We start from the raw sequence: 21,990 nt of genomic DNA, 5'->3' as shown, positions 1-21,990 counted from the left end.
GGATGCGGGGACTCGTCCCGCGCCGCTCCCGCGCCGTGCGCGCCCCCCGCCGTCGAACCTCTTGACCACCCCATTGGTCTGAACCATTCTGAGCCACAGGGCCGGCCGAGCCGGCCCTGGCGTCGGTGGCCACCGTCTCGCACAGTTCCCCGGGTTTCCCCTTCGGCACTGGAGACAGCCATGCCTGGCACCGCGCGCACCAGACCGTCCCGCCACAGACGCCTGCTCACCACGCTCCTCGCGGTCGCGGCCGCCGCCGCGGCGAGCACGACCGCCTCGGCCGCCCCCGCGCCCTCCCCCACCACGTCCGCCGCCGACGTCAACGTCGCCAAGAACGCCGGCTACGAATCCGGCCTCAGCAACTGGACCTGTTCGGCGGGCGGCGGCAGCACGGTGACCTCCCCCGTCCACAGCGGCACCGCCGCCCTCAAGGCCACCCCCACCACCTCGGACAACGCCCGCTGCTCGCAGACCGTCGCCGTCAAGCCCAACGCGACATACCGGCTCAGCGCATACGTCCAGGGTTCCTACGTCTACCTGGGAGCCTCGGGCACCGGTACCACGGACGTCTCCACCTGGACCCCGTCCGCCACCGGGTGGCAGGAACTTTCCACCACCTTCACCACCGGCCCCAGCACCACCTCCGTCACCGTCTACACCCACGGGTGGTACGGACAACCCGCCTACCACGCCGATGACTTCAGTGTCCTGGGACCCGACGGCGGAGGCGGGACCGACCCCGGCCCCGAGGTTCCGGCCGCTCCCGGCGGGCTGGCGGCCGGTGCGGTGACCTCGTCGACGGTCGCCCTGTCCTGGAACCCGGTCCCCGGCGCGACCGGCTACACGGTCTACCGTGACGGCGCCAAGGACCGTACGGCGAGCGGCACTTCGGCGACGGTCACCGGGCTGAGCCCCTCGACCGCCTACCGCTTCCAGGTCTCCGCCACCAACGCCGCCGGCGAATCGGCCCGCTCCGTGGAGGTCAGGGCCACCACCGCGCCCTCCGGCGGCGGCACCGACCCCACCGTCCCCAAGCACGCGGTCACCGGCTACTGGCAGAACTTCGACAACGGCGCCACGGTCCAGAAGATCGGCGACGTCCCCGGCCAGTACGACATCATCGCGGTCGCCTTCGCCGACACCACCACCACGCCCGGCGCCGTCACCTTCCACCTCGACTCCGCGGGCCTGGGCGGCTACACCGTCGACCAGTTCAAGGCCGACATCAAGGCCAAGCAGGCGGCCGGCAAGTCGGTGATCATCTCCGTCGGCGGGGAGAAGGGCACGGTGTCCGTCAACGACGCGGCCTCGGCGGCCAACTTCGCCGACAGCGTCCACGCGCTGATGCAGCAGTACGGCTTCGACGGCGTCGACATCGACCTGGAGAACGGCCTCAACCCGACCTATATGACACAGGCGCTGCGCTCGCTCTCCCAGAAGGCGGGCGGCAAACTCGTCCTCACCATGGCGCCGCAGACCATCGACATGCAGTCCACGTCGGGCGGCTACTTCCAGACCGCACTGAACGTCAAGGACATCCTCACGGTCGTCAACATGCAGTACTACAACAGCGGTTCGATGCTCGGCTGCGACGGCAAGGTCTACTCCCAGGGCAGCGTCGACTTCCTCACGGCGCTCGCCTGCATCCAACTCGAAGGCGGGCTGGACCCGTCGCAGGTGGGCCTGGGGCTGCCCGCCTCCACCCGCGGCGCCGGCAGCGGCCATGTCGCCCCGAGCGTCGTGAACGCCGCCCTGGACTGCCTCGCCAAGGGCACGAACTGCGGCGCCTACAAGCCCGCGCGGACCTACCCCGGCCTACGGGGCGCCATGACCTGGTCCACCAACTGGGACGCGGCGAACGGCAACGCCTGGTCGTCGGCGGTCGGTCCGCACGTCCACGGCCTGCCGTAGGCGCACGCCGACGGGCTTTGTCATAGGCCGGCCGGAGGCCTATGACAAAGCCCCGGCGTAACCCCGCTGCCGACGCGGGATTCCCCTGCCCGCCGACGACGCTCATTCCCGCCGCGAGCCACCTGCAAAATGCAGATCTTTGTCGGACTTAAACCCCATGGGCGAAATATGGAGAGTGACATTCGGCTTGCCACGACCGGAGTCCATACATACGATCGCGGCGAGTTTTCACCTGACCAGTGAAGACTCATCGGACCAGCAAAAAATGACCCAGGGGGATTTGTGTCCAAAATGCGCCGCGCAGGGGCAGGGGCTCTCGCACTTGCCGCAATTTCCGGTGGCATGATATTCGGTTCGGCCGTACCGGCTTCCGCAGCAGGCGGCTGCCAGACGTTTTCCCAGACCTACTACCCGTCCGAGGGTGAGGTTTCCCTGCGCCTTGGACATGTGAGGCTGCGGATTCAGATCTGCGAGAACGCGAAGGGCGACATCACCGACAGCCGGGCCTGGGGCGAGGACTCCACCACCGCCCCCGCGAAGCTCACCGGCTGGGAGCTGAAGCTCAACGGGCCCTACCAGTCCATCAAGAGCAAGACCGTAGCCACGTGGACGGCCACCGGAAAGGCGCAGACCTGTCTGGCGGGCAAGATTCCGGTCTGCAGTTACGGGGAAGACTTCAAGATCAGCGGGACCTGGTACAGCTCCAGCTTTGTCGGCCCGGTGGCCGGCGGAAAGGGAAAGGTACACTGGAAGCCCAAGTGCACGAACAAGCACTGCAAGCTGAAGTTCAATAAGACGATGTAAGGCACCGGGGAAGGGGAGAAAATGCCGCAGGACGGAGCAGGGCACCGACGCATCCGCACGCGACGCTGGGCCCCTATTACGGTTCTCTTCATCACCTGGGTGTTTTCCGCCATCGGCTGGGACCAAAACGGTGGCGCGCCGAGCATCCCATGGGCCTTGGGCGGCCTTGTTGCCGGCGTGTGCATTGCCACCGCCATTCACCAGCTCCGGAAACACTGAGACTCCTGCGCACGGCACGTGGAGCACGCACGACACGCGGATCACGCAGCTCGCGCGCATGACGCATACGGAGAGGCCCGACAGGAACCTGTCGGGCCTCTCCCGTGCACGCCGAACGGCGGCGCACCGCCCGCCACGCCGAGCTAAGGGCTGTCCCGTAATCCCTGGCGGGCGCACGACGACAGCTACGGCACCTCGCCGCGTTGTCGGAACGTCCGGATACGCCCAGTATCCGGACGTCCCTCCGCCTTGCGATGCAGCTCGGCATCCGTCGACTCGATCAGAGCCGAGACGGAGCGAGCGCAGCGAGTGCAGTGCATCTGACGCCGTGCGCTGATCCACCAGGGATTACGGGACAGCCCTTAGCCGGAGGCCAGCAGCACCGGGGCCAGTTCCCGGAGTTGCTCCAGGCCCAGGCCGCGGTGGGCGGCGACGGGCTGGACGGCGACATGGTCGGCGCCCGCGTCGAGGTGTTCCCGTACGCGGCGCAGCACGGCGTCCTCGTCGCCCCACGCCACGATCGCGTCGACCAGCCGGTCGCTGCCGCCCTCGGCGAAGTCCGCGTCGTCGAAGCCCAGGCGGCGCAGATTGCCGGTGTAGTTGGGCAGCTGGAGGTAGAAGCGGGTGTGGTGCTCACGGGCCAGGGCGCGGGCCTTCGCCGGGTCGGTCTCCAGCAGGACGGCCTGCTCGGGGGCGAGCAGCGGATCCGTACCGAGGATCTCGCGGGCGCGGGCGGTGTGCTCGGGCGTGACGAAGTACGGGTGGGCGCCGGCAGTCCGGTCCCGGGCCAGCTCCAGCATCTTCGGGCCGAGTGCCGCCAGCACCCGGCCCGGGGCGGGGTCGGCCACCGGACCGTCATACGGGGCGGCGTCCATCGCGTCGAGGTAGGCGCGCATCGCGGCCAGCGGCTTGGTGTAGGTGTGTCCGCGCTGGCCGATGATCGGGGCGTGGCTGGCGCCCAGGCCGAGGAGGAAGCGGCCGTCGTACGCCTCGGCGAGGGTCTGCGCGGCGGCGTACGCGGCGGAGGCGTCGCGCACCCAGATGTTGGCGATGCCGGTGGCGACCGTGATGCGCTCGGTGGCGGCCAGCAGGACGCCGGCCAGGCTGGCCGACTCGGTCGTGGGGTTCTCGCCGAACCACAGGGCGCCATAGCCGAGTTGCTCGATCTCGGCGGCCGCCTTACGGGCGGTTGCCGCCGGGACGAGGCCGAGCCCGCCGTGCCAGACACCGATCCGGCCGATCTTCGAGGCCAGCGCGCGCTGCTGCATCGTTCCGTTCCTCCACTGCCCGGGGTCGCGATCCGTACCTTCCGGAACCCCGACCGTTCCAAGATCCGTACCCTGCACAGCATCCGGGAGGCGCCGGGCATTCCCCGCCGACACAACCGAAGCGGCCGCCCTTCCGCAGAAGGACGGCCGCTCGGCGGTACCGGATCAGCGGTGCGTCAGCCCTCGACGCCCAGCTTCTCCAGGATCAGTTCGCGCACCCGGGCCGCGTCGGCCTGGCCGCGCGTGGCCTTCATGACCGCGCCGACCAGAGCGCCGGCCGCGGCCACCTTGCCGCCGCGGATCTTGTCGGCGATGGCGGCGTTGGCGGCGATCGCCTCGTCGACGGCGGTGCCCAGGGCGCCCTCGTCGGAGACGACCTTCAGGCCGCGCTTGTCGACGACCTCGTCCGGGGTGCCCTCGCCCGCGAGGACGCCCTCGATGACCTGACGGGCCAGCTTGTCGTTGAGGTCTCCCTTGGCGACCAGCTCGGCGACCCGGGCGACCTGCTCGGGGGTGATCGCCAGGGCGGCCGGCTCGACGCCGTCCTCGTTGGCGCGGCGGGCCAGCTCGCCCATCCACCACTTGCGGGCCGCGGCGGCGTCCGCGCCGGCCTCGACGGTGGCGACGATCAGATCGACCGCGCCCGCGTTGAGGATCGACTGCATGTCGTGCTCGCTGATGCCCCACTCCTCGCGGAGGCGGTTGCGGCGCAACCGGGGCAGCTCGGGCAGCCGGCCGCGCAGCTCCTCGACCCACTCGCGGGAGGGGGCCACCGGTACCAGGTCCGGCTCGGGGAAGTAGCGGTAGTCCTCGGCCTCTTCCTTGATCCGGCCGGAGGTCGTGGAGCCGTCCTCCTCGTGGAAGTGCCGGGTCTCCTGGACGATCGTGCCGCCGCCGCTCAGCACGGCCGCGTGCCGCTGGATCTCGAAGCGGGCCGCGCGCTCCACGGAGCGCAGGGAGTTGACGTTCTTGGTCTCCGAGCGGGTACCGAACTTCTGCGTGCCGTTGGGGCGCAGCGAGAGGTTCACGTCGCAGCGCATCTGGCCCTGCTCCATACGGGCTTCGGAGACGCCCAGCGCCTTGATGAGCTCGCGCAGCTCGGCGACGTACGCCTTGGCGACCTCGGGGGCCCGCTCGCCCGCGCCCTCGATGGGCTTGGTGACGATCTCGATGAGCGGGATGCCGGCACGGTTGTAGTCCAGGAGGGAGTGCCGGGCGCCGTGGATGCGGCCGGTGGCACCGCCGACGTGCGTCGACTTGCCGGTGTCCTCCTCCATGTGCGCGCGCTCGATCTCCACGCGGAAGACCTCGCCGTCCTCCAGCTGCACGTCGAGGTAGCCGTCGAAGGCGATCGGCTCGTCGTACTGGGAGGTCTGGAAGTTCTTCGGCATGTCCGGATAGAAGTAGTTCTTCCGGGCGAAGCGGCACCACTCGGCGATGGAGCAGTTCAGGGCCAGGCCGATCTTGATGGCGGACTCGACGCCGATCGCGTTGACGACCGGCAGCGAGCCGGGCAGGCCCAGGCACGTGGGGCAGGTCTGCGAGTTGGGCTCCGCGCCCAGGGTGGTGGAGCACCCGCAGAACATCTTGGTCTTGGTGCCGAGTTCGACGTGTACCTCGAGCCCCATGACGGGGTCGTAGGCGGCCAGCGCGTCCTCGTACGACACCAGGTCGGTGACAGTCACGGTGAAACTAACCTCTCAGGTCCGGCGCCGGGTCAGTCCGCGAGGACGTCGTCGTCGCCAAGACGGCGCAGTTCGCGGATGAGCAGGGCGACGCCGGTGACGATGGCGGCGGCGGAGACGACGGCGTCGATCATCTGGAGCGTGTCCTGCTCCGTCTTTGCCTTCTTCGCCTGCTTGACGACGCTCACCGCGCCGAACAGCGTGGTGCCGATGGACAGATACGTACCGGGCTTGGACTTCTTGAAGCCCTTGGCCTTGGCGAGCTTTCCACTCACAGTGCGGGTGCCTCCTCAAGCAGCGGGTGGCCCCAGCGCCCGGTGAACGCGGCCTCGACCGCGGCACCGACCTTGTAGAGCCGGTCGTCCTTCATGGCAGGGGCGATGATCTGGAGACCCACCGGCAGCCCGTCCTCGGGGGCCAGACCGCAGGGCAGCGACATGGCCGCGTTGCCCGCGAGGTTGGTGGGGATCGTGCACAGGTCGGCGAGGTACATCGCCATCGGGTCGTCGGCCCGCTCGCCGATCGGGAAGGCGGTGGTCGGCGTCGTCGGCGAGACGATCACGTCGACCTGCTCGAAGGCCTTCTCGAAGTCGCGGGTGATCAGCGTCCGCACCTTCTGGGCGGAGCCGTAGTACGCGTCGTAGTAGCCGGAGCTGAGCGCGTACGTACCGAGCATGATCCGACGCTTGACCTCGGGGCCGAATCCGGCCTCACGGGTCAGCGCGGTGACCTCCTCGGCCGACTTCGTGCCGTCGTCGCCGACCCGCAGGCCGTAGCGCATGGCGTCGAAGCGGGCCAGGTTGGAGGAGCACTCGGACGGCGCGATCAGGTAGTACGCCGACAGCGCGAGGTCGAAGGACGGGCAGTCCAGCTCGACGATCTCGGCGCCCAGCTCCTTGAGCAGCTCGACCGACTCGTCGAACCGCTGGATGACGCCGGCCTGGTAGCCCTCGCCACGGAACTGCTTGACGACGCCGACCCGCATGCCCTCGACGCTGCCGTTGCGCGCGGCCTCGACGACCGGCGGCACGGGCGCGTCGATGGACGTGGAGTCGAGCGGGTCGTGGCCCGCGATGGCCTCGTGGAGCAGCGCGGCATCCAGGACCGTACGGGCGCACGGGCCGCCCTGGTCCAGGGAGGAGGAGAAGGCGACCATGCCGTAGCGGGAGACGCCGCCGTAGGTGGGCTTGACGCCGACCGTGCCGGTGACGGCGGCGGGCTGGCGGATGGAGCCGCCGGTGTCCGTGCCGATGGCCAGCGGGGCCTGGAAGGAGGCGAGCGCGGCGGAGGAGCCGCCGCCGGAGCCGCCGGGGATCTTGGTCAGGTCCCAGGGGTTGCCGGTCGGTCCGTAGGCGCTGTTCTCGGTCGAGGACCCCATGGCGAACTCGTCCATGTTGGTCTTGCCGAGGATGACGACGTCGGCGGCCTTGAGCTTCTTGGTGAGCGTCGCGTCGTACGGCGGGAGCCAGCCCTCAAGGATCTTGGAACCGACGGTCGTGGGCATGCCCTCCGTCGTGAAGATGTCCTTGAGCGCGAGCGGGACGCCGGCCAGCGGGCCGAGCTTCTCGCCGCGGGCGCGCTTCGCGTCCACGGCGCGGGCCTGGGCGAGCGCGCCCTCGCGGTCGACGTGCAGGAAGGCGTTCACCTTCTCGTCGACGGCCTCGATGCGCGCCAGGTGGGCCTCGGTCACCTCGACGGCGGTGAGCTCGCCGGCGGCGATCTTCGCCGCGATCTCGGCGGCGGTGAGCTTGATCAGGTCTGCCATGTCGGTCACTCCTCCCCCAGGATCTGCGGCACCTTGAAACGCTGCTGCTCCTGGGCCGGGGCGCCGGAGAGCGCCTGCTCGGGAGCCAGCGACGGACGGACCTCGTCCTGCCGCATGACATTGGTCAGGGGCAGCGGGTGGGAGGTCGGCGGTACGTCTTGGTCGGCGACCTCGGAGACGCGGGCGACCGCGCCGATGATGTCGTCGAGCTGTCCGGCGAAGTGGTCGAGCTCTTCGTCCTGCAGCTCCAGACGTGCCAGCCGGGCGAGGTGAGCGACCTCCTCGCGCGTGATGCCAGGCATGCAGCGATCCTCTGGTGTTCTTGGCGGAGTGTTCCGGGCGGAGTGTTCCGGTGGAGTCTTCTGGGCGAATGCTCCGGTGAACTTTCCGGCCCAATCCTATGGCGTACGGCGGAGCTGCCGCGAAACCCTTTCGCCGGGGCGCCGCCCATGAGGCGGGCGCGCCCCGTCGTCGCACCGTTTACGGGGCTTCGGAGGCCGGGGGGCGAGGGCCTCCGGGCGCGTCACCTCCGTCGCCTTCGTCGCCCTCTGCGGGCTCTGCGGGCTCTGCGGGCTCTGCGGGCTCTGCGGGCTCTGCGGGCTCTGCGGGCTCTGCGGGCTGGTCACGTTCGGCGGGGGTTTCACCGGCGTCGTGAGCGTCGGCGCCGTCGTCCGCGTCGTGCCGGTCGTTCTGATCGTCGTCGGGCTGGTCGCTGTGATCATTGTCGGAGCGGGGACACGGGACGGCCGGTGGCCGGGTCAGTTCAAGACCTGTCCCGAAGGGCGCTCGGCTGCCTTCTCCGCCGCCAGGGCGGCCGTCTCCGACTCGCGGTGCCAACCGCGCTCACCGCGGGCCCTCAGCCAGGCCGTGGTCTCGTCCGGTGGCATCGCCGCCGCCACCAGCCAGCCCTGTACGGCGTCGCAGCCGAGATCCCGCAGGCGCTCCCAGGTCTCGTCGTCCTCGACGCCCTCGGCGACGACCAGGAGGCCGAGGGAGTGGGCGAGGTCCAGGGTGCAGCGGACGATCTCGGCGTCCTCCGTGTCGACGGCGAGCCGGGCCACGAAGGAGCGGTCGATCTTCAGTTCGCTGACCGGGAGGCGTCGCAGGTGGACCAGCGAGGAGTAGCCGGTGCCGAAGTCGTCGAGGGACATCTTCACCCCGTGGGCGGTGAGCCCGGCGAGGGTGTCGGCGGCCCGCTGCGGGTCCTCCAGGAGGACATGCTCGGTTATCTCCAGTTGGAGGGCGCCTGGTGGGACCCGATGTCGGGCGAGCCGGGCGGCGACCGCGCCGGCGAAGCCCGGGGAGTGCACATCGCGGGGGGAGACGTTGACCGCGACCGGCACCTCCAAGCCCATCGCGCGCCAGCGCGCCACCTGGGCGAGCGCGGTCTCCAGGACGTACTCCGTCAGCCTGGGCATCAGCCCGGAGGACTCGGCGATGGCGATGAACTCGTCCGGTGGGACCCGGCCGCGGTCCGGGTGGACCCAGCGGACCAACGCCTCCAGCCCGGCGACATGCCCGTCGAATCCGACCTTGGGCTGGTAGTGCAGCTCGACGTCGCCGGCGTCCAGGGCGCGGCGCAGATCGCCCAGCAGGCCGAGCCGGTCGGGGGTGTTCCCGTCGCGCTTGGCCTCGTAGAGCTCGACGCCGCTGCGGTCGCGCTTGGCCTGGTACATCGCCACGTCGGCGCGGCGCAGCAGCCCCTCGGCGTCCAGGGCGTGGTCGGGGAAGACGGCGACCCCCGCGCTGGCTTCGAGCACGAGGGTCAGTCCGTCGAGGTCCAGCGGCGACCCGAGGGCGGCGACGAGGTTGCGGGCCACCCGCTGGGAGCTGGTGAGGGAGTCGGTGGTGGGCAGCAGGACGGCGAACTCGTCGCCGCCGAGCCGGGCCGCCTCGGCGCCGCGCGGGAGGGCGTGCCGCAGCCGGTCGGCGATCTGCAGCAGCAGGCGGTCGCCGGCGAGGTGGCCGAGGGTGTCGTTGACCGACCGGAAACGGTCCAGGTCGATCAGGACCAGGGCCGAGCGGACGTCGACGCGCTCGGCCTCGTCCAGCGCGGTCCAGGTGCGCTCCAGCAGCCACTGGCGGTTGGGCAGGCCCGTGAGCGGGTCGCGCAGCTGCTCCTCGGCGCGGGCCCGAGCTATCCAGAGGGTGGAGTCCAGCGCGATGAGCGGGACCGCGAACAGCGGCAGCAGCAGGGGCGCGTGGATGGCGCAGACGGCGATCAGCGGGGAGATGCCCAGGAGCGCGATGCCGACGAGTGCCTGGCGTACGACGGCCGTTCGGGGGATCGCCGGCAGCGTTCCGCTGCGGGGGGCGAGGCTGATCCACAACAGGGCGCGGCTGACGAGCAGATAGCCGGCGGCGGTGACGAGGACTTCGGGCAGGACGGTCAGGTCCCAGGCCTTGGGGCTCCAGGGCTGGCGGACGCTGGAGACCACGCCGAAGGCGGCGAGGCCGAGGGCCGCGGCGCCGATGCCGAGGATGTCCACGGCACCGTGCACCACGGCCTGTCGCCAGCGGTGCCGTCGGGCGGCGCCGACGAGGACGACGACGGAGAGGCTGACGAGGGTGGCCGGCACCCAGCCGTACAGCAGCAGGACGGCGAGGGCGAGCGCGGCGCCGGATCCCGTGCCGCCCCACCAGCGGTCCCGGCCGAGCGCGACCAGATGGCCGACGATGACGCCCGTGAGGATCGCCAGCGACCAGCCCACCGAGCCGGCCGGGAACAGCGCGTCACCTTGGCCGAGAGTCCAGATCACGCCCGTGGCGAGCGCGAGGCCCGCCACGATGACGATGGTCCCGGGCAGCGCGGGCACGACGAGCCGCCGGAGCCGCGACGCCGGAGCGGCGCTGTCGGTCGGTTTCATTCCGATCCCTCTCACAGCCGGCTGAGCCCGCGCCACGGCAGGCGCACCCCACCAGGTTAGGCCGCGGAAGGCCGCCGCGGGCAGCGATCGGCGACGGTTGCCCGAATGCGACCCGGCGTCCGGGATCAATCTGGTATGCGCTGATGGGGTGACACCTCACTCCTCCTCAGGCGGAGTGACGGCTACCGCTCGTGCCGCGTCGGGACCCTGTTCCAGCAGCACCGCAAAGCCGTCATCGTCCAGTACCGGGACCTTCAATTGCATGGCCTTGTCGTACTTCGAGCCGGGGTTGTCGCCCACCACTACGAAACCGGTCTTCTTCGAAACGGAACCGGTCACCTTCGCTCCGAGGTTCTGGAGGGCCTCTTTCGCGCCATCTCTGGTGTGTGACTGGAGTGTGCCCGTTACGACGACGGTGACGCCTTCCAGCGGGCGCGGACCCTCCTCACCCGTCTGCTCCTCCTCCATCCGGACGCCGGCGGCCCGCCACTTCTCGATGATCTGCTGGTGCCAGTCATCGGCGAACCACTGCTTCAGCGAGGCGGCGATCGTGGCCCCGACGCCGTCGACCGCGGCCAGCTCCGTCTCGTCCGCCTCCCGGATGCGGTCGATGGAGCGGAACTCGCGCGCCAGCGCCTCGGCCGCCACCGGACCCACGTGCCGGATCGACAGGCCGGTCAGGATGCGGGCCAGCGGGCGCTGCTTGGCGGCCTGGATGTTCTCCAGCATGGCCAGGGCGTTCTTCTTCGGCTCGCCCTTTTGGTTGGCGAAGAACGTGACGACCTTCTCCTCGCCGGTCTTCGGGTCGCGCTTGGGCAGACCGGAGTCGGGGTCGAGGACATGGGACTTGATGGGCAGCAGCTGCTCGATGGAAAGGCCGAAAAGGTCGCCCTCGTCCTTCAGCGGCGGCTCCGCGGGCTCCAGCGGCTGGCTGAGCGCCGTGGCCGCGACATAGCCGAAGTTCTCGATGTCCAGGCACTTGCGGCCGGCCAGATAGAACAGCCGCTCGCGGATCTGCGCGGGGCAGGCACGGGCGTTGGGGCAGCGCAGGTCGATATCGCCTTCCTTGGCGGGCTGCAGTGCCGTCCCGCACTCGGGGCACTCGGCCGGCATCACGAACTCCCGCTCGCTGCCGTCCCGCAGATCGACGACCGGCCCGAGGATCTCGGGGATGACGTCGCCGGCCTTGCGGATCACGACGGTGTCCCCGATCAGCACGCCCTTGGCCTTGACCACGTCCTGGTTGTGCAGGGTCGCGAACTCCACCTCGGATCCGGCCACCGTCACCGGCGCGACCACCGCGTACGGCGTGACCCGGCCCGTACGGCCGACGCCGACGCGGACGTCGACCAGCTTGGTGTTGACCTCCTCCGGCGGGTACTTCCAGGCGATCGCCCAGCGCGGCGCCCGGGAGGTGGAGCCCAGCCTGCCCTGGAGGCGGATCTCGTCCAGCTTGACGACCACACCGTCGATCTCGTGCTCTACGGCCGTACGGCGGGTCTCGGGGTCGCCGTAGTGGGCGATGAACTCGCGGACCTCGGCCAGCGATTCCACGACCCTGTTGTGGGTGGCCGTCGGCAGGCCCCACTCCTTGAGCAGGTCGTACGCCTCCGACAGGCGGTCGATCTCCAGACCGTCGCGGGCACCGAGGCCGTGGACGACCATGTGCAGCGGCCGGCCGGCCGTGACCTTGGGGTCCTTCTGGCGCAGCGAACCGGCCGCGGCGTTACGGGGGTTGGCGAACGGGGGCTTGCCGTCGGCCACCAACCGCTCGTTGAGTTCGAGGAACTTCTCCATCGGGAAGTAGACCTCGCCGCGCACCTCGACCAGATCGGGGATCCGGTCGCCCTTGAGGCGGTGCGGGATCTCGGCGATCGTCCGGACGTTGGGGGTGATGTCCTCGCCCGTACGGCCGTCGCCCCGGGTGGCGGCCCGGGTCAGCCGGCCGTGCTCGTAGGTGAGGTTGACCGCGAGGCCGTCGACCTTCAGCTCGCACAGGAAGTGGTACCCGGCGCTCTTGGGGTCACCGCCCAGTTCGCCGGCGAGGCGCTCGGCCCAGGCCGCCAACTCCTCGTCGTCGAAGGCGTTGTCGAGCGAGAGCATCCGCTCGCGGTGCTCGACCTCGGTGAACTCCGTGGCATACGCGCCGGCGACCTTCTGGGTCGGGGAATCCGGGGTGCGCAGCTCCGGGTACTCGTCCTCCAGGGCCTGGAGGGAGCGCAGCAGCGTGTCGAACTCCGCATCGCTGACGATCGGGGCGTCCTTCACGTAATACCGGAAGCGATGCTCCTCGATCTGCTCAGCGAGCTGCGCGTGCTTCTCCCGCGCCGCTGCGGGCACCTTGGACTCCGCTGCGTGCTGTTCGCCAGCCACTGTCTTGTCCTCCCGTGGTCCTTGAGTGCGGTCACTCAGGGTTGTCTGCGAGTGATCTCGCCGCCCGGACGCAGTGGGCGAGGGCCGAACGGGCATAAGCGGGCGAAGCGCCCGCGAGTCCGCACGACGGGGTGACGACCACGGACTCGCCGAGAATCCCTGGTGCCAGCCCCAGCCTGCGCCACAGCGTCCTGACACCCATGACGCTACCGGCAGGGTCTGACAATCGGCCGTCCACGCCCGGCACCACGCCTGCGAACAGCGTCGTCCCGCCCTCGACGGCCTCGCCGATCGCCTCCTCCTCACGCTCGGTGAGCAGTGCGAAATCGAACGAGATGCCCGTGGCACCCGCCCGCCGCAGCAGCCCGAACGGCACCTCGGGCGCACAGGAGTGGACGACCACGGGCCCGCCTTCCGCGACCGCGACAAGATCGCGCAGCGCATCCTCGACGACCGCCCGGTCCACGGCCCGGTGGGTGCGGTAGCCGCTCGCGCTCTTCACCCGCCCCTGGAGCACGGCCGTCAGCGACGGCTCGTCGAGCTGCAGCACCAGGTGCGCACCCGGCACCCGCCGCCGGACGTCCGCGAGATGGCCGCGCAGCCCCTCGGCCAGCGACGCCGCGAGGTCGCGGCAGGCGCCGGGGTCGCTCAGGGCCGCCTCGCCGTTGCGCAGCTCCAAGGCGGTGGCCAGTGTCCAGGGCCCGACCGCCGAGACCTTCAACGGCCCCTGGTACCCCTGGGTGAACTCCTCCAGGGCGTCGAGGTCCTCACCGAGCCAGGAGCGGGCGCGCCGGGTGTCGCGGCCCGGCCGGTCGCTGATCCGCCAGCCGCTGGGCTCCACATGGCCGTAGACCTCGACGAGCAGCCCGAGGGTCCGCCCGATCATGTCGGCGCCGGGCCCCCGCGCCGGGAGCTCCGGCAGATACGGGAAGGCCTCCAGCGAACCGGTGACCGTCTTCGCCGCCTCGCGCGCGTCCCCGCCCGGCATCGACCCGATCCCGGTCGCCGCGCCCGCGGCCCACTTCTGCGTGCTGTTCTCGCTCACCCAGGAAGGGTATGCGGCGGGGAGGAGGGCGGCACGGGTGGGAGCGCGCCCGGCGGCCACCGGGCCACGTCCGGGACGCTTGGCCCCCGGGACGATCCGCGCCCGCCTCGTCACCCCCGGCCGCGGATCCCCAGCCGGCCGGCCACCGCCGCGACCGCCAGCGCGACCGCCGCCAGGGCGAAGGCGTAGGTCGCGCCCTGGTAGCCGGCGCCCGCCCCGGTCAGCACCGCGCCCATCCCGGCGATGCCGACCAGGGAGCCGATCTGCCGGTTGGCGTTGAGGGTCGCGCTGCCGATGTCGGCGTGCTCGCGGCCCGCGGCGGCCATCAGGACACCGGTCATCGCCGGGGAGCTGACCCCGCTGCCGATGTTGGCGACGGCGAGGAGCAGCGCGATCGCCCCGTACGGCAGGCCGGGCGCGAGGAGCAGGAAGAGCAGCAGATAGCCCGCGGCGGAGAGCGCCAGGGAAGCGGTGAGCGCGGTCCGGTCGCCGATGCGCGGCCCGATCCGGGCATAGAGCATGTTGCCGAACGGGATGACCAATACGGCCGGCAGCATCTGCAGCCCCGCCGCCACCGAGCTCGCACCGCGCGCCGTCTGGAGGAAGAGCCCGAGGACGAACAGCGCCCCGTAGAAGGCGAAGTTGAACAGGAAGCCGACCAGGTTGGCCGTGGCGAAGCCGCTGTCCGCGAAGAGCGAGACCGGCAGGATCGGCGTACGGGCGGTCCGTTCCCGGACCAGGAAACCGGCCGCCGCCAGCGCCGCCACCGCGAACGCCGCCAGGACGAAGGGTGCGGACCAGCCGATGTCGGGGCCCTCGATGAGCGCGTAGCTCAACGATCCGAGGGCGAGCAGGCCCAGCACGTGGCCGCTGCCGCCGAGCGCCGAGCCGCGGCTCGGGACCGCCGCGACGACCCACCGGGTGAGCAGCAGGCCGGCGATGCCGATGGGGAGGTTGACCAGGAAGATCGAGCGCCAGCCGAGGGTCCCCACCAGGAGGCCGCCGATGGTCGGCGCGAGCCCTACGGACGTGGAGACGATCGCGGACCAGAGGCCGAGGATCTTCGCCCGGCGCGCCGGCTCGGGGAAGGCGTTCATCAGCAGCGACAGCGAGCTGGGCATGAACAGGGCCGCGCCCACTCCCTGCGCGAAGCGGGCCGCCACCAGGACGGTGCCGTTCGGTGCGACCGCCCCCAGGAGGGACGCGACGGTGAACACGGCGAGCCCGAGGAGGTAGATCCGGCGGGCGCCGAACCGCTTCGCCAGCGAGCCCGCGAGCAGCAGCAGCGACGCGAAGGCCAGGACGTAGCCGTCGACGACCCAGGTGAGACCGGACATGCTCAGCCCGAGCCGGGCCCGCAGGTCGCTCGCCGCGACGTTCATGATGCCGGTGTCCAGGCTGGCCATCACGAACCCGAGGGCCAGGACGAGGAGTTGGAGCCCGCCGCCGGGCCGCCGTCGGGCCCGGTCGGGGGTCGGTGCGGCCGGCACCTCGTGTGCGGCGCGGCGCGCGGCCGCCTTCTGAACGATCATGTATTTAGTTAAAGCTGTAGCTATTAGCGGGGCAATGATTACAGCTATAACTTTACTGAATGCATACGGAACCACGGACAGCGCACCGCGGGCGGCCGGTCCGCAGCACTCGGGACGCAGGGACTCAGTCGCCCCGCCCCCAGAGGCCCTCAGCCCCGCTCCAGACCCCTCAGCCCCGCCCCAGGGCCTTCAGCAGGTCGTCGCGCAGCGCGGCCCGCTCCTCGTGCGAGAGATGGTCCAGCGGCGACGCGGTCCCCATCCTCCGCAGCAGATCGAGCCGCAACTCCCGCCCCGCCTCGGTCAGTACGAGCTGCTTGGCCCGCCCGTCCAACGGGTGCGGCTGCCGGACGACCATGCCCTGCTTCTCCAGTTTGGAGATGACATAGGTGACGTTGGGCGGCTCGCAGCACAGCACCCCGGCCAGCTCACGCGCGGTCTTCGGCTCGCCGAGCTCCTCCAGCGCCTTGGCCTGCGTCGGCGTCAGGTCCAGCTCGGCGATCCGGCTGCGCTGATGGGCGTCCAGGCGGCGGCCCAGCTCCGTGACGAGCCCCCGGATCTCCCGGAACCCGCACCCCGCCGCCGCAGTCGACTTCGCTTCAGTGGTCACTCATGCAGCGTACGTCGCCGCGGCCGAGACCACGGGGCGCCCGCGGCGTCCCGTCGGCGCGGAGCAGGAGCGCCCCCGTGGTCGGTACGGCGTACGAGCCACTCCGGGGCGGTCAGCGCCCCGGCCGCACCGACACATCGTTGATCTCCGCGTCCCGCGGCAGATCGATGGCGGTGAGGATCGCCGTGGCGACCGACTCCGGGTCGATCCAGCGGGACGGGTCGTAGTCCTTGCCCTCCTGCCGGTGGGTGCTCTCCTGCATCGGCGTGGCCGTACGCCCCGGGTAGACCGAGGTCACCCGTACGCCGTTGCCGTGCTCCTCGGCCCGCAACGAGTCGGCCAGCGCCTTCAGGCCGTGCTTGCTCGCGGCGTACGCGCTCCAGTTGGCGTGCGCGTTCAGCCCCGCACCGGAGTTGACGAAGACCACATGCCCCTGGGCGACCCGCACCAGCGGCAGCAGCAGCCGGGTCAGCTCGGCGGGCGCGACGAGGTTGGCGGAGAGCTGCCGCTGCCAGGCCTTGGCCGGCAGATCGCCGACCGCGCCCAGCTCGATGACGCCCGCGATGTGCTGAAGGGAGTCGATGCGGTCCGGCAGCGGCTGCTGCCCGAAGGCCCAGGACAGCTTCTCGGGGGTGGCGAGGTCACCCACGATCGTGCGGGCGCCGGGGAACTGCGCGGCCAGCTCCTTCGCCCGGACCGCGTTGCGTGCCAGCAGCCACAGGTCCTCCCCGCGCTCGGCGAGCCGCCGTGCGACCGCCGCTCCGATGCCCGACCCTGCGCCCGTGATCAAGTGCGTACCCATGACGCCGATCCTAACGAGCGGTCGGCCGGGGGACGGGGCACCGGGCGGCGGGGCACGACCGGCGGCCCGCCGGGCCGGTGCGGCGCCTCAGCCCTGAATGCCCGCCCGCTCCTCCAGATACGCCAGCGCACCGACGCCGTCCGACGCGAAGAAGACCAGGTCGGTCAGCGGCAGCGGCAGGAACCCCTCCGACTCCATCCGCTGGAACTGCTCCTTCAACCCGTCGTAGAAACCGGCGGTGTTCAGCAGCACCACCGGCTTGGTGTGCATCCCGTGCTTGCGCAGCTCCAGGATCTCGGTCGCCTCGTCCAGCGTGCCGGTGCCGCCGACCATGATCACAATGGCGTCGGCGCGCGTCAGCATCTGCGCCTTGCGCTCGGCGAGGTCCTTGGTGACGACCATCTCATCGGCGTTCGCGCGCGCCTTGTGCGCCAGGAACTCCACGGAGACGCCGATCAGCTTCCCGCCGGCCTCCTGCACCCCGTCGGCCATGACCTTCATCAGCCCGGTGTCCGAACCGCCCCAGACCAGCGCATGCCCGCCCTTGCCGATCAGCTCGGCGAACTGGCGGGCAGGGATGACATAGCGGTCGTCGAGGTCGTTGGCGGAGCAGAAGACACAGATATTCATGCGACTCACCTTACGAGCCGGGGCCGGAGCACGGAGGGGTTACCGCCACCGCCCTGCGGCGACGCTCACGCTCCGTACCCCGGCCCCGGGCCCCCTAGGGCCGCCCGGTCAGATCAGCCCCTGGTCCAGCATCGCGTCCGCCACCCGCTCGAAGCCGGCGATGTTGGCCCCCGCGACATAGTCGCCCGGCAGGCCGAAGCGCTCGGCGGTCTCGTAGCAGGTGCGGTGGATGCCGCGCATGATCGCCGCCAGTTCGCCCTCCGTACGGTCGAAGGACCACGCCTCGCGCGAGGAGTTCTGCCGCATCTCCAGCGCGCTGGTGGCGACCCCGCCCGCGTTGGCCGCCTTGCCGGGGCCGAAGGCCACACCGGCCTCCTTGAGCAGCGTCACCGCCTCCGGCGTGGTCGGCATGTTCGCGCCCTCGGAGACCGCCTTGACGCCGTTGCGGACCAGGATCCGGGCGGCGTCCGCGTCCAGTTCGTTCTGGGTCGCCGACGGCAGCGCCACATCGCAGGCGACATCCCACACCCGGCCACCGGGGACGTAGGTCGCCGAACCCCCGCGCCGCTCGGCGTACGCGCTGATCCGGCCGCGCTCGACCTCCTTGATCTGCCGCAGCAGCGTCAGATCGATGCCCTTCTCGTCGACGACATAGCCGCCCGAGTCCGAACACGTCAGTACGTGCGCGCCGAGCGCCTGGGCCTTCTCGATGCTGTAGATCGCGACATTGCCGGAACCGGAGACCACGACCTGCTGCCCGTCCAGCTCCTCCCCGCGCTGCTTGAGCATCTCCTGGGTGAAGAGCACATTGCCGTAGCCGGTGGCCTCCGTACGAGCCTTGGAGCCACCCCAGGCCAGGCCCTTGCCGGTGAGCACACCGGCCTCCCAGCGGTTGGTGATCCGCCGGTACTGGCCGAAGAGATAGCCGATCTCGCGGCCGCCGACGCCGATGTCGCCCGCCGGCACGTCCGTGTGCTCGCCGAGATGGCGGTGCAGCTCCGTCATGAACGACTGGCAGAACCGCATCACTTCGGCGTCCGACCTGCCGTGCGGATCGAAGTCGCTGCCGCCCTTGCCGCCACCGATGTTCAGCCCGGTCAGGGAGTTCTTGAAGATCTGCTCGAAGCCGAGGAACTTCACGATGCCCAGATTCACGGAGGCGTGGAAGCGCAGACCGCCCTTGTACGGGCCGAGCGCGCTGTTGAACTCCACCCGGAAGCCGCGGTTGACGTGAATCGCCCCGGAATCGTCCTGCCAGGGGACCCGGAACATGATCTGCCGCTCCGGCTCGCAGATCCGCTCCAGGATCCTCGCCTCGGCGAACTCGGGACGGGCTGCCAGCACCGGGGCCAGCGTCTCCAGCACCTCAAGAGCCGCCTGGTGGAACTCGGGCTCCCCAGGATTGCGCCGGACCAGCTCGGCGTACAGGGATGCCGGTCCGGCCCGATGATCGCCGGGCTTGACCTCAGTGTGCACAGTCGACATGACTTCCGTTCCCTTCGTGGCCGAGGAAAGGGCTGCCCGCAGTCCGGACCGAGACGCCCCCTCACAGGGCGTTCAACTCCGCGCGAGCCCTTGGCGTCACCAGTCCCCGGCTCAGCGGTCTGTGGCGTCCATCGCTGCGCCGACACTATGTGTCGCTGCGGGCCGCCGACTGTGGGATGGGTTACGCCTCGCTGACGTATGCGGTCCCGCCAGCTCCGCCGCCTCCCCCCGCCGCCCCTCCCCCGCGCCGTATGTCCGCAGGTCAGCGCACCGCCACCGACGCTGGGTGGCACACCCTCCCGGCGCGCCCTGTGCGCCACCTCACAACAGGGCCGACGTCGGCTCCGTGCACCATGGCGCTACGACGTCACGCGTTACGGAGTTACGGCGCTATTGCCGCAACTTCTCCCGTTTCGGCATGAACTGTCGCCGCGTCGCGCTCGATCTCGGCCTTGACCATCTTCTCCATCGGGTCGGCACAGCCGCCCCCGGCGATGAGCATCGCCAGCAGGATGGCCACCACAGTGAGCACGGTGCCCAGCCAGACCATCGTGTGCACCGGCAGGGTGTACGCGCCGACGACCTTCAGCACACACTCGGTCAGCAGCGCGGTCCCCCATATCGCGGAGAACCTCCGCTCGGCCCGCCGGAAGGCCTCCGAGCCGGCCATCAGCCGCTCCCAGGCGGCGTTGCCCGCCTCGCTGCCCTTGGTGACCCACGGCTTGAGCCCCGCGGTCATCAGCGGCCGCTTCGTCCGCACCGAGAGCAGGACCGCGATACCGACGACACTGCTGACGGCGCTGTCCTTGGCCAGCATCAGCCGGGGGTCGCCGGCCACCGCGCTCATCGCCAGTCCGACAACGTTGACGATCAGTATCAGCAGGGCGAGACCGTTGACCCCGCGGCCGCCGACCAGCCCCCACGCCGTGCGCAGTGCGGGCACCACACTGCTCCAGCCCAGCGCGGCCACCGTACTCAGCCCGAATCCGTCGCTGAGGAGGTAGAAGGAGGCCACCGGAATCCCCGCGTCGACGATCAGTGGCGCAAGGCTCTGCAGGAGCGGGTTACCCGGCTTGCTCTTCGCGCCTGACTGTTTCCGACTCACGGCGTACTCCCCCACGTTGGACTGCGCACTGCTGCTGGTGTCGTCGCTCTCGCGACGCTTTCAGCTTCGTGCACAGCCCGAGCCGCCGACAGTTCCATCTGTCCTGCGTTCGGTATGACATTTGTCAGTGCCTTCGGGGACCGGGTGCCGCGGTCAGTTCCGGGCGACGCGCAGCGCATCGTCGAGCGCCTCGGAGAGCCGCCGCGAGAGAAAGCGGAACTCGCGGTCCGGCACCTTCGGATCGGCGTGCATCGCCCGCGCGTGACGCAGCAGTTCGTCGCCGATGGCGAGCTGCATCTCCTCGATGCTGTCGGCGAGGTCGGACACCGGGCCGCCCGCACCGTCAGTGAGGAGAAAGCAGGGCCGGTCGTCCGGAGTACTCCACGGCAAAAGCCTCATCCGCGGCGGCACGGAGCGTGCGGAAAGCGCGGAAAGTTCGGATCCTGGCGGTTCGTTCATCATGCGGACAAGCGTCTCCGCCCGCGCCTAGCCTGGCCACACGAACGACGCAACCGTGCGTCACCACGCCGCAACTGTGCGAGGTGTGCGATGCCCCACAACGACGAACCCCCCGTCAGCCTCAGGATCTTCGGGAAGCAGTCCCGATTCCTGCGCGAACAACGAGGGATGACGCGCCGCGAACTGGCCGCGCTCGTCCCGTACTCCGAGTCCCTGATCGCGATGGTCGAACGCGGCGAGCGGCCGCCGAAGCCGGGTTACGTCGACGCGGTGGACGCCGCCCTCGACGCGGGCGGCGTGCTGCGCGTACTGATCCCCGATGTCGCGGAGAAGCATCATCCGGTGTGGGCGGAGGAGTACGTCAGCCTCCAGGCTCAGGCGCTGGCCCTGCACAGTTACTCCACGCACCTGATGCATGGCCTGTTGCAGACCGAGTCATACGCCCGCGCGGTCTTCCGCTCCCTGCGCCCCAGCCTGGAGGACGAGGAGATTGATAAGTCCGTCCAGGCGAGGCTGGCCACGCAGAACCTCCTCCTCCGTAGGCCTTCTTGCCGGATGACCTTCGTCCTGGAGGAACTCACCCTTCTGCGAAAGATCGGCGGACAGGCGATATGGGAAGACGAGTTGCGGAACCTCCTCAAGATCTCCGAGCTGCATAACGTCCAGCTGCAGGTCATGCCGATCAGCAGGGAGACCCACGCCGGCCTGGATGGTCCGCTCACCCTGCTGGAGACTCCGGCCCACCACACCATCGGCTACGTAGAGGGCCAACGGGGGAGCTACTTCCTGACAGATCCGGACGACGTCAGCGTGCTGAGCCACCGGTACGGGACAATCCGATCGCAGGCCCATGACGCAGAAGCGTCACGAGCCCACATTCAGCGTCTGCTGGCAGGAGAGGCATGAACACCGAACTGACGTGGTTCAAAAGCAGCTACAGCGGCGGCCAGGACGAAGCATGCATCGAAGTCGCCGTCGCCTGGCGGAAGTCCAGCTACAGCGGCAGCGAGGGCGAAGCCTGCGTCGAGGTGGCCGCCTACCCCGACACCATCCACATCCGCGACTCCAAGGACACCTCGCTCGCGTCCATAGCGGTCACCCCCGCCTCCTGGGCGTCCTTCATCGCGTATGCGCAGGTCGCACCGGAAGCCGTCTGAGCGGACACCGGCGGGGCGGTACCAGGTGCCGTCCCGCCGTCCGGCGGTGAGACGGCCGACTACCTAAGAACCCGGGGGAAAGAACCCACCTACCTACCGCCGCCCCAACTCCTCACCCCATCGGGTGACTTGGGCGCGGAGGCGTCCGGAATGCGGTTACGCTCGCCGCAGTCAGACCACCACAACAACCGCACATGGAACGGCCCTCGGCGGGACGGCAATCCCAACCCGAGGGCCTGATCACCAGGAAGAAGAGACCTTCCCGATGACTTCAGC

At 70.4% G+C, this 21,990-nt stretch carries 19 protein-coding genes; 4 read left to right on the top strand and 15 right to left on the bottom strand.

Going from position 1 to position 21,990, the window contains the following annotated elements; all coding sequences use genetic code 11:
- Window positions 1-180: 180 nt before the first annotated feature.
- Together WAB15_RS28670 and WAB15_RS28665 are read left to right on the top strand one after the other, a co-directional pair.
- Entirely contained in the window at window positions 181-1,911 is a 1,731-nt protein-coding gene (locus WAB15_RS28670) for a chitinase (RefSeq protein WP_407287996.1), read from the top strand.
- A 447-nt stretch (window positions 1,912-2,358) separates the two neighbouring features.
- The gene (locus WAB15_RS28665) at window positions 2,359-2,715 is read left to right on the top strand and encodes a hypothetical protein (protein WP_407287995.1); all 357 of its coding nucleotides are present in this window, start codon (window positions 2,359-2,361) and stop codon (window positions 2,713-2,715) included.
- A 581-nt stretch (window positions 2,716-3,296) separates the two neighbouring features.
- Here WAB15_RS28665 and WAB15_RS28660 read toward each other — a convergent pair.
- The 15 genes from WAB15_RS28660 to WAB15_RS28590 all read right to left on the bottom strand — a co-directional run bounded on the left by WAB15_RS28660 (window position 3,297) and on the right by WAB15_RS28590 (window position 20,560).
- Window positions 3,297-4,202, bottom strand: coding sequence for an LLM class F420-dependent oxidoreductase (locus WAB15_RS28660; protein WP_407287994.1), 906 nt, complete (start codon window positions 4,200-4,202; stop codon window positions 3,297-3,299).
- A 176-nt stretch (window positions 4,203-4,378) separates the two neighbouring features.
- On the bottom strand, window positions 4,379-5,887 hold the full coding sequence (gatB, locus tag WAB15_RS28655) for an Asp-tRNA(Asn)/Glu-tRNA(Gln) amidotransferase subunit GatB (protein WP_399147104.1): 1,509 nt from the start codon (window positions 5,885-5,887) through the stop codon (window positions 4,379-4,381).
- A gap of 32 nt (window positions 5,888-5,919) precedes the next feature.
- Window positions 5,920-6,162, bottom strand: a complete 243-nt coding sequence (locus WAB15_RS28650) for a hypothetical protein (RefSeq protein ID WP_384431787.1) — start codon at window positions 6,160-6,162, stop codon at window positions 5,920-5,922.
- Window positions 6,159-7,652, bottom strand: a complete 1,494-nt coding sequence (gene gatA, locus WAB15_RS28645) for an Asp-tRNA(Asn)/Glu-tRNA(Gln) amidotransferase subunit GatA (RefSeq protein ID WP_393497837.1) — start codon at window positions 7,650-7,652, stop codon at window positions 6,159-6,161. Before gatA ends, WAB15_RS28650 begins: the two co-directional genes overlap by 4 nt.
- Before the next feature lie 5 nt (window positions 7,653-7,657).
- Window positions 7,658-7,954: an Asp-tRNA(Asn)/Glu-tRNA(Gln) amidotransferase subunit GatC gene (gatC, locus tag WAB15_RS28640; protein WP_399147102.1), complete on the bottom strand. Its 297-nt coding sequence runs from the start codon at window positions 7,952-7,954 to the stop codon at window positions 7,658-7,660.
- 456 nt (window positions 7,955-8,410) lie between these two features.
- Window positions 8,411-10,519, bottom strand: coding sequence for a putative bifunctional diguanylate cyclase/phosphodiesterase (locus WAB15_RS28635; protein ID WP_407287993.1), 2,109 nt, complete (start codon window positions 10,517-10,519; stop codon window positions 8,411-8,413).
- Window positions 10,520-10,675: 156 nt separating this feature from the next.
- Window positions 10,676-12,892, bottom strand: coding sequence for an NAD-dependent DNA ligase LigA (gene ligA, locus WAB15_RS28630; protein WP_407287992.1), 2,217 nt, complete (start codon window positions 12,890-12,892; stop codon window positions 10,676-10,678).
- Window positions 12,893-12,923: 31 nt separating this feature from the next.
- The gene (locus WAB15_RS28625) at window positions 12,924-13,937 is read right to left on the bottom strand and encodes a methionine synthase (protein ID WP_399147099.1); all 1,014 of its coding nucleotides are present in this window, start codon (window positions 13,935-13,937) and stop codon (window positions 12,924-12,926) included.
- Between the two features lie 110 nt (window positions 13,938-14,047).
- Entirely contained in the window at window positions 14,048-15,469 is a 1,422-nt protein-coding gene (locus tag WAB15_RS28620; protein ID WP_407287991.1) for an MFS transporter, read from the bottom strand.
- Window positions 15,470-15,638: 169 nt separating this feature from the next.
- Entirely contained in the window at window positions 15,639-16,025 is a 387-nt protein-coding gene (locus tag WAB15_RS28615) for a MarR family winged helix-turn-helix transcriptional regulator (RefSeq protein WP_393497998.1), read from the bottom strand.
- Between the two features lie 163 nt (window positions 16,026-16,188).
- Complete coding sequence (locus WAB15_RS28610; RefSeq protein ID WP_399147097.1) at window positions 16,189-16,878, bottom strand: SDR family oxidoreductase; 690 nt, start codon at window positions 16,876-16,878, stop codon at window positions 16,189-16,191.
- Between the two features lie 87 nt (window positions 16,879-16,965).
- Window positions 16,966-17,508, bottom strand: a complete 543-nt coding sequence (locus WAB15_RS28605; RefSeq protein ID WP_407287990.1) for a TIGR00730 family Rossman fold protein — start codon at window positions 17,506-17,508, stop codon at window positions 16,966-16,968.
- A gap of 108 nt (window positions 17,509-17,616) precedes the next feature.
- Window positions 17,617-18,993 carry an NADP-specific glutamate dehydrogenase gene (gene gdhA / locus WAB15_RS28600; protein ID WP_407287989.1) on the bottom strand — a complete coding sequence of 459 codons (1,377 nt, stop codon included), beginning with the start codon at window positions 18,991-18,993 and terminating at the stop codon, window positions 17,617-17,619.
- 382 nt (window positions 18,994-19,375) lie between these two features.
- Window positions 19,376-20,098 (bottom strand): VC0807 family protein, encoded by a 723-nt coding sequence (locus WAB15_RS28595; RefSeq protein WP_399147094.1) that lies wholly within the window; start codon window positions 20,096-20,098, stop codon window positions 19,376-19,378.
- A gap of 153 nt (window positions 20,099-20,251) precedes the next feature.
- Complete coding sequence (locus tag WAB15_RS28590; RefSeq protein WP_399147093.1) at window positions 20,252-20,560, bottom strand: hypothetical protein; 309 nt, start codon at window positions 20,558-20,560, stop codon at window positions 20,252-20,254.
- 87 nt (window positions 20,561-20,647) lie between these two features.
- On the opposite strand from WAB15_RS28590, the gene WAB15_RS28585 reads away from it, so the two are divergent.
- Window positions 20,648-21,463 carry a Scr1 family TA system antitoxin-like transcriptional regulator gene (locus WAB15_RS28585; protein ID WP_407287988.1) on the top strand — a complete coding sequence of 272 codons (816 nt, stop codon included), beginning with the start codon at window positions 20,648-20,650 and terminating at the stop codon, window positions 21,461-21,463.
- Window positions 21,460-21,714 carry a DUF397 domain-containing protein gene (locus tag WAB15_RS28580; RefSeq protein ID WP_407287987.1) on the top strand — a complete coding sequence of 85 codons (255 nt, stop codon included), beginning with the start codon at window positions 21,460-21,462 and terminating at the stop codon, window positions 21,712-21,714. Before WAB15_RS28585 ends, WAB15_RS28580 begins: the two co-directional genes overlap by 4 nt.
- Window positions 21,715-21,990: the final 276 nt, after the last annotated feature.

The organism is Streptomyces sirii, assembly GCF_045690365.1.
Taxonomy (GTDB): Bacteria; Actinomycetota; Actinomycetes; order Streptomycetales; family Streptomycetaceae; genus Streptomyces; species Streptomyces sirii.
Note: the sequence above shows the minus strand (reverse complement) of the source record. Positions and strands in the feature narration are given on the sequence as shown.